Source organism: Nocardioides sp. Leaf285 (genome assembly GCF_001422955.1).
GTDB classification, from domain to species: domain Bacteria; phylum Actinomycetota; class Actinomycetes; order Propionibacteriales; family Nocardioidaceae; genus Nocardioides; species Nocardioides kribbensis.
Genome location: NZ_LMNH01000001.1, coordinates 1,059,719 through 1,072,984 on the forward strand (window position 1 = coordinate 1,059,719; position 13,266 = coordinate 1,072,984).

The following is a 13,266-nucleotide window of genomic DNA, read 5'->3' on the forward strand; positions in this document are numbered from 1 at the left end:
GTGCGCCACGGAGTCAGGCTCGGCATCGACCCGGGCGACGCCCGGATCGGTGTCGCCCGCAGCGACCCGACCGGCTTCCTGGCCACGCCGGTGGAGACGGTCAAGCGGGGCCGGGGCGACCTGGCCCGCCTCGCGGCCATCCTCGCCGAGATCGGCGAGGACTCCGAGGTGCTCGAGGTGGTCGCCGGCCTGCCGCGGTCGCTGTCGGGCGGGGAGGGTCCGGCCGCGGCCAAGACCCGGGCGTGGGCGGCGACGCTGGCCCGCCGTGTGGCCCCGGTGCGGGTGAGGCTGGTCGACGAGCGGCTCACCACCGTGTCGGCGGAGGCTATGCTGCGCGGCAGCCCAGGGGGCGTCCGCAAGGGCCCCAAGCAGCGGTCCGTGGTCGACCAGGCCGCGGCGGTGCTGATCTTGCAGCACGCACTGGACACCGAGCGCGCCACCGGGAACCCTCCCGGCGAGCTCCTCGGTGACGACGTCGAGGAGCAGCATGAGTGAGCACGACCGCGACCCCGCGGACGGCGCCCCCAGGGACGCGGCCCCGGACGACGGTGCGGCCCACGCAGCGGCGTACCCCGAGCAGCCCGAGCACGACGACTCCCCGTTGCCGCTGAGCAGCGCCCCCGACCTCGGCGGGCGCCGTCGCAAGAAGCGCAGCCGGCTGCCCGGCTGCCTCGCGGTGCTGGTGGCGCTGGCCGTGCTGGTGGGCGGCGGCTACCTGGTCTACGACCGGGCGAGCAGCTTCATCGCCGACCAGTTCAGCGACCCGGAGGACTTCGAGGGCCCCGGCTCGGGGCGCGTGCAGTTCGAGGTCGCCTCCGGCGACAGCTCCACCCAGATCTGTCGCAACCTCAAGGACCAGGGCGTCGTGGCCTCGGTGGACGCCTGCGTCGGCGCGGCCACCGACGACCCCGACTCCGCGGCCATCCAGGCCGGCTTCTACCGGCTCAAGGAGGAGATGTCCTCGGCCGACGCCATCGACGTGCTCGTCGACCCGGCCAACGTCATCACCGACTCCGTCACCATCCCCGAGGGCCTGCGCGTCGTCGACATCGTCGCGATCCTGGCCGAGCAGACCGAGGTCACCACCGCCCAGCTCGAGGCCGTGCTCGACGACCGACGCCTGCTCGCCGACCTCGGGCTGCCCGACTACGCCGAGGGCAACCCCGAGGGCTACCTCTTCCCCTCGACCTACGCCTTCGCGCCGCGCGAGGACGCCGAGGGCATGGTGCAGGCGATGCTCACCCGGTGGCGCCAGGCCGCCGACGACGCCGACCTCGAGGCCTCGGCCGAGCGGCTCGGCATCAGCCCCCAGGAGCTGATGACCATCGCCAGCCTCGTCGAGGCCGAGGGCCGCGGCGACGACATGCCCAAGGTGGCGCGGGTCATCTACAACCGGCTCAGCCCCGACAACGACGAGACCGCCGGTCTGCTGCAGATCGACGCCACGGTCAACTACGCCCTCGGGGAGTCGGGCATCGCCCGCCTCACCACCGACGAGATCGCGTCGGTGGCCGACTCGCCCTACAACACCTACGAGCAGCCCGGCCTGCCGCCGACCCCGATCGAGGCGCCCGGCGACGCCGCCATCGCGGCGGCCGCCGCGCCGGCCGAGGGCGACTGGCTCTACTACGTCACGGTCGACCTGCGCACCGGGGAGACCAAGTTCGCCGACACCTACGACGAGTTCCTGGTCTACGAGGCGGAGTTCGACGAGTACTGCGCCACCCAGTCCGACCGCTGCTGAGGCGTCCCGGATGCGCTGCGCCGTCGTCGGCGACCCCGTCGGTCACTCGCTCTCGCCCGTCCTGCACCGGGCGGCCTACGCCGCGCTCGGCCTGGGCTGGACCTACGAGGCCGTGCGCGTCGTCTCCGGCACGCTGCCGGAGGTGCTCGCGGGCCTCGACGACTCGTGGCGCGGGCTGTCGCTCACCATGCCGCTCAAGCGCGAGGTGATGGCCCTGGCCGTCGGCGCCCGCGGCGAGGTCACCGAGCGGGCCCGGCTGGTCGGCGCCGCCAACACCCTGCTGGTCGACGAGCCCCGACTGCGCGCCGACAACACCGACCTCCCCGGCGCCGTCGCGGCGGTGCGCGAGCGGTGGGACGGCGAGGTGACACGGGCCGTCGTGCTCGGCGGGGGCGCCACGGCCGCCTCCACCGGGCTCGCCGCCTGCGAGCTGGGCGCCCGCGAGGTCGTGGTGCTCGCGCGCACCCCGGAGCGCGCCGCCGAGACGGTCGACGCGATCCGCCGCCACCCCGGCGGGGCCCACGTGAGGGTGCTGCCCCTCGCCACACCGGCCGAGGAGGTCGGCCCCGCCGAGCTGGTGGTCTCCACCGTGCCCGCGGCCGCCCAGACCCCCGACCTGGTGCTGCGCTGGGCCCGTACGCCGGTCGTCTTCGAGGTCGTCTACGACCCGTGGCCGACGCCCCTCGCCGCGGCCGCGGCCACCGCCGACGGCACGGTACTGGTGGCCGGCCTCGACCTGCTGGTGCACCAGGCCGCCCTCCAGGTCGAGTTCATGACCGGACGCCTCGGCCCCGTCGACGTCATGCGCGCCGCGGGCGCAGCCGCGCTCGCCGCGCGGGCACCGGCGTGAGCGACGCCGCCGCCGAGCTCCTCGTCGTGGCCCTCGCCGTCCTCGGCTGCGGTCTCGCCGGGCTGGGCGTGCCCGCGCTGATCCGGGCGCTGCCCGAGCCCCCCGCCCCCGCGGCGCCCACCGGTCCTCCCACCGAGCCCGCCGAGCCGCCCAAGCCTCTCTACGTCGACCTCGCGGCACGTCCCCACCTGGGCCCGTGGGTGGCCCTCGTCTCCGCCATGGCCGGCGGCCTGGTCGCCCGGGCCGTGCTCGGTGACGGGCTGACCGAGGACACCGCGTGGGCCCTGGCCTACGCGCTGCCGGTCGTGCCGCTGTGCGTGGCCCTGGCCTACGTCGACGGCCACACCCGCCTGCTGCCCTCGCGCCTCGTGCTCCCGGCGACCGGGGCGCTGGTGCTGCTCGCGCTGGGGGAGTGGGCGGTCACCGGCGAGCACGACGCGGTGCTGCGCGCGGGCGTCGGCCTGCTCGTGGCGCGGTCCCTCTACTGGCTGCTGTGGGCCGTGCACTCCGCCGGCATGGGCTTCGGCGACGTGCGCCTGGCCGCGCTGCTCGGGCTCGTGCTCGGCCGCCTCGGCGTCGCCGAGCTCGTCGTCGGCGTCTACGCCGGCTTCCTCGTCTTCGGCCTGCCGGGACTCGTGCTCGCCCTCGTGCGTCGCGACCGGGCCCTGCTCAAGGCCGCCTACCCCTTCGGCCCGTTCATGGTGGTGGGCGCGCTGATCGGCGTGCTGACCGGACCCGCCGTGATCGACTCCCTGCTGCGCTGACGCGGGAGCGCTGCGGGGGCCGGTCTCGGGACGCGACGGGGGTCGTCGGCCCAGCGCGGCGCCGTGGGAGACTGCCGTCATGCTGCGTTGGCTCACCGCGGGCGAGTCCCACGGCCCCTCCCTGGTCGCCGTCCTGGAGGGGCTCCCCGCCCACGTCCAGGTCACGAGCGACGACATCGCCGACTCCCTGGCCCGCCGCCGTCTCGGCTACGGCCGCGGCGCGCGGATGAAGTTCGAGCAGGACCAGGTGACGATCACCGGTGGCGTGCGCCACGGGGAGACCCAGGGCGGACCGGTCGCGATCATCGTCGGCAACACCGAGTGGCCCAAGTGGGAGAAGGTCATGTCGGCCGACCCGGTCGATGCCGAGGAGCTGGCCTCGCTGGCCCGCAACGCGCCGCTCACCCGGCCCCGTCCCGGTCACGCCGACCTGGCGGGCATGCAGAAGTACGACTTCCCCGACGCCCGCCCGATCCTGGAGCGGGCCTCGGCCCGCGAGACCGCCGCCCGGGTCGCGCTCGGCCGCGTGGCCAGCAACTTCCTGGCCCAGGCCTGCGGCGCCACCATCCTCTCCCACGTCATCGAGCTCGGCGGCGTGCGCGCCCCCGACGGGCTGTGGCCGGGCGAGGGCGACCTAGACCGCCTCGACGCCGACCCCGTGCGCTGCCTCGACCCCGCGACCAGCGAGGCGATGGTGGCGCGCATCGACCAGGCCCACAAGGACGGCGACACCCTCGGCGGCGTCGTCGAGGTGGTCGTGCACGGGCTCCCGCCGGGCCTGGGGTCCCACGTCCACTGGGACCGGCGCCTCGACTCGCGCCTGGCCGGAGCGCTCATGGGCATCCAGGCCATCAAGGGCGTCGAGGTCGGCGACGGCTTCGCCCTGGCCGCCACCCCCGGGTCGCTGGCCCACGACGAGATCGTGCCCACGCCCGAGGGCATCCGCCGTACGAGCGGCCGCTCCGGGGGCACCGAGGGCGGCATGACCACCGGCGAGGTGCTGCGCGTGCGCGCGGCCATGAAGCCGATCGCCACCGTGCCCCGCGCGCTGCGCACCGTCGACGTCGCCACCGGCGAGGAGGCGGTGGCCCACCACCAGCGCTCCGACGTCTGCGCCGTGCCGGCCGCCGGCATCGTCGCGGAGGCCATGGTCGCCCTCGTCGTGGCCGAGGCGCTGCTGGAGAAGTTCGGCGGCGACGCGCTGTCGGAGACCCGGCGCAACGTCGAGACCTACCTCGACGCGCTGACCTACCGGTGAGCGCAGGCAGCCCCGCCGTCCGTCCCCGCGTCGTGCTCGTGGGGCCCATGGGCGCGGGCAAGACCACCGTCGCCGACCTGCTGGGCGCCCGGTGGGGCGTCGGTGTCCGCGACACCGACCGTGACGTCGAGGCCGCCGAGCAGCGCGCGATCTCCGACATCTTCGTCGACGACGGGGAGCAGCACTTCCGCGACCTCGAGGCCGCGGCCGTCGCCGCCGCGCTCGCCGAGCACCCCGGCGTGCTGGCCCTCGGCGGGGGAGCGGTGCTGCGCGAGGACACCCGCGCCCTGCTCGCCGGCCACGTGGTCGTCTTCCTGCGCGTGGGGCTCGCCGACGCGGCCTCCCGCGTCGGCCTCGGGGTCGCCCGACCCATGCTCATGGGCAACGTGCGCGGCCGCATGAAGCAGCTGCTCGAGGAGCGCACGCCCGTCTACGAGGCGGTCGCCACCCACGTCGTCGACACCGACGCCCGCACCCCCGACCAGGTCGCCGACGCCATCGAGGAGCTCCTGCCGTGACCGACCCGACCGACGGCCCGACCGACGACCCGACGCGACCGGCCGACCCGACGCGACCGGCCGACGCGACGGTGCTGCACGTCGGCGGCGCCTCGCCCTACGACGTGGTGGTGGGCCACCGGGTCACCGACCGCCTCCACGACCTGCTCGGCCCCGGCGTGCAGCGCGTGGCGTTCCTCTACGCCGGAGCCCTCGGCGAGCTCGCCCAGCCCGTCGTTGACGCGCTGCGGCCCCACCACGACGTCCTGGCGCTGGGCCTGCCCGAGGGCGAGGCCGCCAAGACCGCCGGCGTGCTGGTCGACGTCTGGGAGGCGCTCGGCGCGGCGGGCTTCACCCGCTCCGACGCCGTCGTCACCTTCGGCGGTGGCGCCACCACCGACCTGGGCGGCTTCGTCGCGGCCAGCTGGCTGCGCGGCGTGCGGGTCGTGCACGTGCCGACCACGCTGCTGGCGATGGTCGACGCCGCCGTGGGCGGCAAGACCGGCATCAACACCGCGGCGGGCAAGAACCTCGTCGGCGCCTTCCACGAGCCCGCCGGCGTGCTGTGCGACCTGGCCCTGCTCGAGGGGCTGCCCCGCGAGGAGCTCGTCGCAGGGCTCGGCGAGGTCGTCAAGTGCGGCTTCGTGGCCGACCCGGTCATCCTGGACCTGGTGGAGGCCACCGACCCCGCCGACCTGGTCGCGGGCTCGCCGGTGCTGCGAGAGCTCGTCGAGCGCGCCATCCGCGTCAAGGTCGACGTCGTGGTGGCCGACCTGCGCGAGACCGGCGGGGCCGACGGCCACCCCGGTCGCGAGGTGCTCAACTACGGCCACACCCTGGGCCACGCCATCGAGCGCGCCGAGGGCTACGCCATTCGTCACGGCGAGGCCGTGGCGATCGGCTGCGTGTTCGTCGCCGAGCTGGCGCACCGGGCGGGCAGTCTCCCTGCGGCCGTCGTCAAGCGGCACCGCAGCGTGCTCGCCCGGGTGGGCCTGCCCACCGGCTACGCCGGGGCGGCGTACGACGACCTGCTGGCCACGATGCGGGTGGACAAGAAGACGCGCGGCGACCAGCTGCGCTTCGTGGTGCTCGACGATGTCGCGCGACCGCGCGTGCTCGCCGGGCCCTCCGACGCCGACCTGCGCGCGGCCTTCGCCGCCGTCACGACCGACGCGGGGAGCACGGGCTCCGCGGGGGAGGGCGCATGAGCGTCCTCGTGCTCAACGGGCCCAACCTCGGCCGGCTCGGCAAGCGTCAGCCGGAGATCTACGGCTCGACCACCCACGCCGAGCTCGCCGTGCTGTGCGTCGGGTGGGGCCGCGACCTCGGGCTCGAGGTCGAGGTGCGCCAGACCAACCACGAGGGCGTGATGGTCGACTGGCTCAACGCCGCGGCCGACGACGGCCACCCGGTGGTGCTCAACGCCGCGGCGTGGACGCACTACTCCTACGCCGTCTACGACGCCTGCGCCCAGCTGACCGCACCCCTGGTGGAGGTGCACATCTCCGACCCCCACGCGCGGCCCGAGGAGTTCCGTCACCACTCGGTGGTGACCCCGCACGCCGTCGAGGTGGTCAAGGGCCTCGGGGTCGACGGCTACCGCGTGGCGCTCGAGGTCGTCGCGCGCAGCAGCGCCGGCTGACCGGCCCCCACCGCCGAGTGCGGGGCTGCGGCCCGCGCCCGGTAGACTCAGGCGTTCGTCCGAGACGCCTCGGGCGACGCTCCGACTCCCCGACGCAGTGAGGCTGAACCGCGCAGATGGCATCGACCAACGACCTCAAGAACGGCATGGTTCTCAACATCGACGGTCAGCTCTGGGCTGTCGTCGAGTTCCAGCACGTGAAGCCCGGCAAGGGCCCCGCCTTCGTGCGCACCAAGCTGCGCAACGTCGAGTCGGGCAAGAACGTCGACAAGACCTTCAACGCCGGCACCAAGGTCGAGACCGCGACCGTCGACCGCCGCACCATGCAGTACCTCTACAACGACGGCACCTCGTTCGTCTTCATGGACGTCGCCACCTACGACCAGCTCGAGGTCGCCCCGGAGATCCTCGGCGACGGCGCGAACTTCCTCCTGGAGAACCAGGAGGCCATCGTGGCCACCAACGAGGGCCGCGTGCTCTTCGTCGAGCTCCCCGCCTCGGTCGAGCTCGTCATCACCTTCACCGAGCCCGGCCTGGCCGGTGACAGCGCCACCGGCCGCACCAAGCCGGCCACGCTCGAGACCGGCCACGAGATCCAGGTGCCGCTCTTCATCAACCAGGGCGAGAAGGTCAAGGTCGACACCCGCGACTCCTCCTACCTCGGTCGCGTCAAGTCCTGATGGCGGCCCGCTCCAAGGCCCGCAAGCGGGCGCTGGACGTGCTCTTCGCCGCCGAGATGCGCAGCGAGGCTCCCCTGGAGCACCTCGAGCGCGCCGTCGCCGACGGCGAGGGCCCGCAGCACGCCTACACCGGTGAGCTGGTGCGCGGCGTGGTCGAGCACCAGGCGCGCATCGACGAGCTGCTCGCGACCTACTCCGAGGGCTGGACCCTCGACCGGATGCCGGCCGTCGACCGCAACGTGCTGCGCCTGGGCGTCTTCGAGCTGCTGTGGGCCGACGACGTGCCCGACCCGGTCGCCGTCTCCGAGGCCATGGCCCTGGTGCGCGACCTGTCGACCGACGAGTCGCCGTCCTTCGTCAACGGTGTCCTGGGCGCGGTCATGCGCGACAAGGCCTCCCTGGTCTGAGCGCCATGACCGCCCTCGGCGGCCGCCCCCGCCCGGGTCCCACGATCGGGTGATCCGTGGGCCCGCCCGGGCGGGCAGGCTGGCGCCATGAGCGAAGAAGTGAGCGTCGACCTCGTCGTCATCGGCCTCGGCCCCGGGGGCGAGGCCCTCGCCACGGGTGCGGCGCAGGCGGGGCTGCGGGTCGTGGCCGTCGACAAGCACCTCGTCGGCGGCGAGTGCCCCTACTACGGCTGCATCCCCACCAAGATGATGGTGCGCGCCTCCGACGCGCTCGCCGAGGCCCACCGCGTCGGCGAGCTGGCCGGCGACGCGACCGTCGTGCCGTCGTGGTCGCCGGTGGCCCGCCGCATCGACACCGAGGCCACCACCGGCTGGGACGACCAGGTCGCGGTGGACCGGCTCGTCGACGCCGGCGCCACGGTGGTGCACGGCGTCGGCCGCCTCGACGGCACCGGTCGGGTGGTCGTCGAGGCTCCCGCCGGCGGCCGCACCACCTACGTCGCGCAGCGCGGCGTCGTGCTCAACACCGGCACCCGCCCCGCGGAGCTGCCGATCGACGGGCTCGCGGGCACGCCGTACTGGACCAACCGTGACGTCGTGCGCCTCACCGAGCTCCCGGGCTCGGCCGTCGTGCTCGGCGGGGGGCCGATCGGCTGCGAGATGGCCCAGGTGCTCGCCCGCTTCGGGGTGCGCGTGACGATCGTGCAGCACGGCGAGCGTCTCGTGCCCGGTGACGAGCCCGAGGCCGGGCGGCTGCTGGAGGAGGTCTTCGCCGCCGAGGGCATCCGGGTGATGACCGGTGTCGAGACCACCTCGGTCTCCTACGCCGACGGTGCCTTCACCCTCGCCCTCGACGGGCAGGAGGGCGAGCGCCTGGTGGCCGACAAGCTGCTCGTGGCGGCCGGTCGCACCCCCAACCTCGACGACCTGGGCCTGGAGACGGTCGGCCTCGACCCCACCGCCCGCACCGTCGAGGTCGACGAGCGCCTGCGGGCGGGGGACCGGCTGTGGGCCATCGGCGACATCACCGGCCACGGGGCCTTCACCCACGTGTCGATGTACCAGTCGGCGATCGCGACCCGCGACATCACCGGCGAGGAGGGCCCGGCGGCCCGCTACCACGCCGTGCCCCACACCACCTTCACCGATCCCGAGGTCGGCGGCGTGGGCCTCACCGAGCAGCAGGCCCGCGACGCCGGCCTGCGCGTGCGCACGGGCAGCGCGCCGCTCGAGCAGTCCTCGCGCGGCTTCACCCACGGCCCGGGCGGCCGGGGGCTGGTCAAGGTGGTCGAGGACGCCGACCGCGGCGTGCTGGTGGGGGCCACCGCCATGGGCCCTGCCGGTGGGGAGATCCTCGGCCTGCTCGCACTGGCGGTGCACGCCGAGGTGCCGGTCGAGGTGATGCGCACGATGATCTACGCCTACCCGACCTTCCACCGCGCCGTCGAGACCGCCCTGGGCGACCTGTCCTGAGCCGACGCGGGCGCCCCGGGTCCGGGGGCGGGGAGGCTTCACCCTCACAGGTGGCCCAGGACCCGGGCGCGGAGGGCCCTGGAGGGTCTAGGTTCACCCCCCATGGGAGAGATGACGCGCAAGGCGGGCGACGCCACCGACCGGGCCGAGTCGAGCGACTGGCTCGACCACGCGGTGCGGGCGGGGCTCGTCGCCTACGGCGTGGTGCACCTGATGATCGCCTGGATCGCGCTCCAGCTCGCGCTGGGCGACCAGAGCGGCTCGGCGTCGAGCACGGGCGCGCTGCAGCAGCTGACCGACGAGCCCTTCGGTGAGCTGGCGATCTGGCTGATCGCGATCGGCATGCTGCTGCTCGTCGTGTGGCGCGTCCTCGAGGCCGTCGGGGGGCACCGCGGCGAGGAGGGCAAGGACCTCTGGCTCAAGCGGGCCTCCTCGGTGCTCAAGGGCGTCATCTACGCCGTGATCGGGTGGAGCGCCGTCCAGGTCGCCACCGGATCGGGCTCCAAGGGCGGCTCCGACGACACCACCGCCACGGTGATGAACATGTCGGGTGGGCAGTTCATGGTCGGCCTCGCCGGCGTGCTCGTCATCGCCTACGGCGTGGGTCAGATCGTGCGTGCCTGGACCGAGAAGTTCCGCGAGCACCTCACCGCGGAGGGCAAGAGCGGTGAGGCCGGGACGGCCTACATCTGGTTCGGCAAGGCCGGCTACGCCGCCAAGGGCGTCGCCATCGGCATCGTCGGCGGGCTCTTCCTCTACGCCGCCTACACCCACCAGGCCAAGAAGTCCGGCGGGCTCGACCAGGCCCTCCACAAGGTGCTGCAGCAGCCCTACGGCCCCGTGATGCTCGGCGTCATCGCCGTCGGCATCGGCTGCTACGGGCTCTTCTGCTTCGCCCGCGCGCGTCACCTCTCACGCTGACGTCGCCGGGACCACGGGGTCGGGCCGACCCGGTCGCCGCACCGGGCATGCTGGGGCGATGACCTCCACGCCCCCGCCGGTCGACCCGACCCCGCCGACCGGGCTCGTCGGCCTCACCGCCACCGACGCCGTCAGCGAGCTCGACGCCGCCGGACGCCCCCACCGCCTGCTGCGCCCGGGCACGATGCGCACCCTCGACTTCCGCCCCGACCGGGTCAACCTGCTCCTCGACGCGGACGACGTGGTCGTCGAGGTCACCCTCGGCTAGACATCACGGCCAGGCATCACGGCCAGGCATCACGGCCAGGGCGCCGGCGCCCGCGGCACGAGCGGGTGTGACACGGGCGGGTGGTGGGAAGGAGACCGGCACGCCGCACCGTCTCTCGGAGGACCCATGACGCAGCCGCAGCCGCACGACCCCCGGCCCGCGATCCAGCCCGAACCCCCTCCCCGGTCGCGCCCCGAGTCCGCCGACGCCAGCGACCGGCTCCACCGGCCGGAGGACCTCGCGGCCCACGCCGCCGACCGTGCGCCGGCCTCCGACCGCAGCGGGCCGCCCCCGGGCGACGGCGCCCCGGTCACCGACCACTTGGCCGACCCCCTGGGGGACCCCCTGACCGACCCCGTGGCCGACCCCCTGGCCGACCCCCTGGCCACTCCGTCCGACCCGTCGGCCGGCCCGGTGAGGGACGCCGACCGACCGCCTGCCTGCCCCCCGCCCGCCGTGGGTCCGCCGCAGTGGACGCCGACCTCGCCACCACCGGCCCCCCTCGCCACCTCGCCGGCCCCGCCACCGTCCTCCCCGCCCGCTGGCCCGCCCGCCGGCCCGCAGGCCGGCCCGGCGCCGACGGTCGCGCCGACCGCCCCGCCGGCCACCGCGGGCGAGGCGGGCGCCGGCGGCGCACCGGCGCAGCCGCGACGCTTCATGTCGGCCACCGACTTCCTCGACCGCCGCGCCGACGTCGCCGACCACGGGCCGGCCACGTGGGGCTGGCGCGGACGGGTGCGCCGGTGGAGCGGCGGACTCCTCAGCCCGGCCATGGGCCGCGCGGAGGCAGCCCACGAGCGCGACCGCGCCGCGGTGCAGCGCGAGCTCTCGGGCCCGCGCACCATCGCCTTCGTCAACCCCAAGGGCGGGGCCGCCAAGACCACCGGCGTGCTGGCGGCGGGCTACACCTTCGGCACCGTGCGGGGCGGGGGAGTCGTGGCCTGGGACAACAACGAGACCCGGGGCACGCTGGGCATCCGGGGCACCCGCGGCCACCACCGCAACACCACCCGCGAGCTGCTCGGCGACCTCGGCCGCTTCGACGACGTCGCGCAGTCGCGCATCGGCGACCTGGGGTCCTACGTCCGCACCCAGGGCGACGCCCACTTCGACGTGCTGGCCTCCGACGAGCGGGCCGACGTCACCGGCACGATCCGCGCCGACGACTTCGCCGCCGTCCACGGGCTGCTCGAGCGCTTCTACCGGATCCTGCTCGTCGACACCGGCAACAACATGCGCGCCGAGAACTGGCTCGCCGCAGCCGCGGCCGCCGACCTGCTGGTGGTCACCAGCACCGTGCGGGAGGACACCGGCTACAGCGGGCTGTGGATGCTCGACGCCCTCCAGGACGCCGGTCACCCCGACCTCAAGCACAAGACGGTGACCGTGCTCTCCGACCCCTCCCCGAAGGTCGACGCGGCCTTGGCGCGCGACCTCGTCGACGTCTACGAGCAGCGCACCCGCGCGGTCTACCGCGTGCCCTACGACCCCGCGCTCGTCTCCGGCTCCGTCGTGCCCTACGCCCGGTTGTCCCAGGAGACCCGGCGCGCCTGGCTCACCGCCTGCGCCGGCATGGCCGCGACCCTGTGAGCCCGGCGGACACCGCCACCGGCCGCGAGGGCCCGGCGGGGGCCTGAGGCCCTCCACGGGAACAAGTCCCAGGCCCGGGGCGCTACGCCCTCCATGCGAGCAGTCGTCTACAGCAAGCCCGGTCCCTCCTCCGTCCTCGAGGTCGTCGAGCGCGACCTTCCCGAGCCCGGGCCCGGCGAGGTCCGGGTCCGCCTGGTGCGGGCGGGGGTCAACCCCACGGACTGGAAGTTCCGCGCCAACGGCATGAACGGCGACTTCACCGAGGTCGCCCCTGGTCAGGACGGTGCTGGCGTCGTCGACGCCGTCGGTGAGGGCGTCACCACTCACGCCGTCGGCGACCGGGTCTGGCTGGTCCTGGCCCAGTCGGGTCGCGGCCTCGGTACGTCGACCCAGCACACCGTGCAGCTCGCCGAGCGCGTCGTGCCGCTGCCCGAGGGCGCGTCCTTCGACCTCGGTGCCTCCCTCGGCGTCCCCGCGGTCACCGCCCACCGGGCGCTCACCGCGGGGGAGACCACCGCGCGTCTGGCACCGGGCTCGATGGCCGGACAGACCGTGCTGGTCGCCGGCGGGGCCGGTGCGGTCGGCAACGCCGCGATCCAGCTGGCCGTCTGGGCCGGCGCCACCGTGGTCACCACGGTCAGCGGTGACGAGAAGGCCGACCTGGCCCGCGCGGCCGGAGCCCACCACATCGTCAACTACCGCACCTCCGACGCCGCCGCCGAGATCCGTGCGGTCGCGCCCGAGGGCGTCGACCTGGTCGTGGAGGTGGCCCTGGCGCAGAACGTCGGCCTCGACGTCGAGGTGCTCCGCAACCGCGGCACCCTGGCCTACTACGCCGACAACGGCGGGGCCGAGGCGACCGTGCCGGTGCGGGCCACCTTCGCCAAGAACCTGCGCCTGCAGGGCCTGCTGCTCTACACCCTGGGCGCCGACCTCGTGCAGGCCGCCGCCGAGGACGTCACCGCGGCCGTGTCCGCCGGTGCCCTGCGCGTGGGTGCGGAGGCCGGCGTGCCGCTGCACCACTACCCGTTGGAGGAGACGGGCGCCGCGCACGACGCCGTCGAGGGCGGCGCCGTCGGCAAGGTCCTGCTCGACATCGCCGAGGCCTGAGCCCGCCCGGGGCCCGGAGCCCTGGCGCCCTGGAGCACCTGCCGGCCGCCGGGTCCGACGTC

General features: G+C 75.0%; 15 protein-coding genes. All 15 read left to right on the forward strand.

Going from position 1 to position 13,266, the window contains the following annotated elements; translation table 11 throughout:
* The 15 genes from ruvX to ASF47_RS04950 all read left to right on the forward strand — a co-directional run bounded on the left by ruvX (position 1) and on the right by ASF47_RS04950 (position 13,204).
* Positions 1–495 carry a Holliday junction resolvase RuvX gene (gene ruvX / locus ASF47_RS04880; RefSeq protein ID WP_056862775.1) on the forward strand — a complete coding sequence of 165 codons (495 nt, stop codon included), beginning with the start codon at positions 1–3 and terminating at the stop codon, positions 493–495.
* Positions 488–1,744, forward strand: a complete 1,257-nt coding sequence (mltG, locus tag ASF47_RS04885; protein WP_056862776.1) for an endolytic transglycosylase MltG — start codon at positions 488–490, stop codon at positions 1,742–1,744. The genes ruvX and mltG overlap by 8 nt, the downstream gene beginning before the upstream one ends.
* 10 nt (positions 1,745–1,754) lie before the next feature.
* Positions 1,755–2,594: a shikimate dehydrogenase gene (locus ASF47_RS04890; protein WP_056862777.1), complete on the forward strand. Its 840-nt coding sequence runs from the start codon at positions 1,755–1,757 to the stop codon at positions 2,592–2,594.
* A complete protein-coding gene (locus ASF47_RS04895) occupies positions 2,591–3,358 on the forward strand; it encodes a prepilin peptidase (protein WP_056862778.1) in 768 nt (255 codons plus the stop codon). The genes ASF47_RS04890 and ASF47_RS04895 overlap by 4 nt, the downstream gene beginning before the upstream one ends.
* 79 nt (positions 3,359–3,437) lie before the next feature.
* Entirely contained in the window at positions 3,438–4,616 is a 1,179-nt protein-coding gene (gene aroC, locus ASF47_RS04900) for a chorismate synthase (RefSeq protein WP_200918943.1), read from the forward strand.
* A complete protein-coding gene (locus tag ASF47_RS04905; RefSeq protein ID WP_308196067.1) occupies positions 4,613–5,134 on the forward strand; it encodes a shikimate kinase in 522 nt (173 codons plus the stop codon). Before aroC ends, ASF47_RS04905 begins: the two co-directional genes overlap by 4 nt.
* A 71-nt stretch (positions 5,135–5,205) precedes the next feature.
* Positions 5,206–6,321 (forward strand): 3-dehydroquinate synthase, encoded by a 1,116-nt coding sequence (gene aroB, locus ASF47_RS04910; protein ID WP_165699024.1) that lies wholly within the window; start codon positions 5,206–5,208, stop codon positions 6,319–6,321.
* A complete protein-coding gene (locus ASF47_RS04915) occupies positions 6,318–6,755 on the forward strand; it encodes a type II 3-dehydroquinate dehydratase (protein ID WP_056862779.1) in 438 nt (145 codons plus the stop codon). Before aroB ends, ASF47_RS04915 begins: the two co-directional genes overlap by 4 nt.
* Before the next feature lie 116 nt (positions 6,756–6,871).
* Positions 6,872–7,435, forward strand: coding sequence for an elongation factor P (gene efp / locus ASF47_RS04920; protein ID WP_056862780.1), 564 nt, complete (start codon positions 6,872–6,874; stop codon positions 7,433–7,435).
* Entirely contained in the window at positions 7,435–7,842 is a 408-nt protein-coding gene (nusB, locus tag ASF47_RS04925) for a transcription antitermination factor NusB (protein WP_056862781.1), read from the forward strand. The genes efp and nusB overlap by 1 nt, the downstream gene beginning before the upstream one ends.
* 87 nt (positions 7,843–7,929) lie before the next feature.
* On the forward strand, positions 7,930–9,315 hold the full coding sequence (locus tag ASF47_RS04930) for a dihydrolipoyl dehydrogenase family protein (protein WP_056862782.1): 1,386 nt from the start codon (positions 7,930–7,932) through the stop codon (positions 9,313–9,315).
* Between the two features lie 102 nt (positions 9,316–9,417).
* Positions 9,418–10,236 carry a DUF1206 domain-containing protein gene (locus tag ASF47_RS04935; protein ID WP_082499979.1) on the forward strand — a complete coding sequence of 273 codons (819 nt, stop codon included), beginning with the start codon at positions 9,418–9,420 and terminating at the stop codon, positions 10,234–10,236.
* Positions 10,237–10,294: 58 nt separating this feature from the next.
* On the forward strand, positions 10,295–10,504 hold the full coding sequence (locus ASF47_RS04940; RefSeq protein ID WP_056862784.1) for an I78 family peptidase inhibitor: 210 nt from the start codon (positions 10,295–10,297) through the stop codon (positions 10,502–10,504).
* A gap of 126 nt (positions 10,505–10,630) precedes the next feature.
* Complete coding sequence (locus ASF47_RS04945; protein ID WP_235558628.1) at positions 10,631–12,094, forward strand: MinD/ParA family ATP-binding protein; 1,464 nt, start codon at positions 10,631–10,633, stop codon at positions 12,092–12,094.
* Positions 12,095–12,187: 93 nt separating this feature from the next.
* A complete protein-coding gene (locus ASF47_RS04950; protein WP_056862785.1) occupies positions 12,188–13,204 on the forward strand; it encodes an NADPH:quinone reductase in 1,017 nt (338 codons plus the stop codon).
* Positions 13,205–13,266: the final 62 nt, after the last annotated feature.

What these genes read in the sequence shown, in the direction of transcription:
- mltG (WP_056862776.1), top strand. Translation starts at nt 488, where the DNA reads ATGAGTGAGCACGACCGCGACCCCGCGGACGGCGCCCCCAGGGACGCG.
- ASF47_RS04890 (WP_056862777.1), top strand. Translation starts at nt 1,755, where the DNA reads ATGCGCTGCGCCGTCGTCGGCGACCCCGTCGGTCACTCGCTCTCGCCC.
- aroC (WP_200918943.1), top strand. Translation starts at nt 3,438, where the DNA reads ATGCTGCGTTGGCTCACCGCGGGCGAGTCCCACGGCCCCTCCCTGGTC.
- ASF47_RS04915 (WP_056862779.1), top strand. Translation starts at nt 6,318, where the DNA reads ATGAGCGTCCTCGTGCTCAACGGGCCCAACCTCGGCCGGCTCGGCAAG.
- efp (WP_056862780.1), top strand. Translation starts at nt 6,872, where the DNA reads ATGGCATCGACCAACGACCTCAAGAACGGCATGGTTCTCAACATCGAC.
- nusB (WP_056862781.1), top strand. Translation starts at nt 7,435, where the DNA reads ATGGCGGCCCGCTCCAAGGCCCGCAAGCGGGCGCTGGACGTGCTCTTC.
- ASF47_RS04930 (WP_056862782.1), top strand. Translation starts at nt 7,930, where the DNA reads ATGAGCGAAGAAGTGAGCGTCGACCTCGTCGTCATCGGCCTCGGCCCC.
- ASF47_RS04935 (WP_082499979.1), top strand. Translation starts at nt 9,418, where the DNA reads ATGGGAGAGATGACGCGCAAGGCGGGCGACGCCACCGACCGGGCCGAG.
- ASF47_RS04940 (WP_056862784.1), top strand. Translation starts at nt 10,295, where the DNA reads ATGACCTCCACGCCCCCGCCGGTCGACCCGACCCCGCCGACCGGGCTC.
- ASF47_RS04945 (WP_235558628.1), top strand. Translation starts at nt 10,631, where the DNA reads ATGACGCAGCCGCAGCCGCACGACCCCCGGCCCGCGATCCAGCCCGAA.
- ASF47_RS04950 (WP_056862785.1), top strand. Translation starts at nt 12,188, where the DNA reads ATGCGAGCAGTCGTCTACAGCAAGCCCGGTCCCTCCTCCGTCCTCGAG.